Raw genomic sequence first — 557 nt, 5'->3', positions numbered from 1 at the left:
AAGATATCAACAACATCAACATCGATTCAAAACCCTATTTATTAAAAGCTTTATATTTTTGTGAAGATTATGTTTTATATGATAAAGATAAGCAAGCTTTATTTGATGAAAACACAATAAAAGAATTAGAATTTAACTCTAGTTTTTATACTATCTTTATCTCTCATAAAAACAAACTAAATGATACTTATTTAAATGCAAGAAAAGAACTTTATAAAAGTATTGATGAATTTAAAAGACTTGGTTTTAAAGATTTAGAACATGCTTATCAAACTTATATGAGCTCTTTTATTGTCAATGAAGAATTAAATAACAAAGATAAAACAATCAATAAAAATGAAAATAAAGAAATAAATAAAAACTTAAATCAAAAAAGTAATATAAAAGAAAGTATAAATTTCAAAGAACTTTCTTTAAATTCAAATCAAGAAAACAATACAAAAGAAAGTATAGATACTATAATAAAAAACACAAATTTTAACAATGAAACTTCTTTAAAAACGAAACAAAGCAATATCATTATAGATGATATAAAAGAAGATTTTAAGATTGTATCT

The 557-nt window shown here is 20.1% G+C and carries 1 protein-coding gene; it reads left to right on the top strand.

The genetic code is table 11. From position 1 onward, the window contains the following. The coding region (locus tag L8W56_RS08770; protein ID WP_263660037.1) for a hypothetical protein at positions 1-557 on the top strand (557 nt) is incomplete at both ends.

Source organism: Campylobacter sp. IFREMER_LSEM_CL1085, assembly GCF_025772235.1.
Lineage (GTDB): Bacteria > Campylobacterota > Campylobacteria > Campylobacterales > Campylobacteraceae > Campylobacter_D > Campylobacter_D lari_D.
This window is presented reverse-complemented; position numbering and strand designations above follow the sequence as displayed.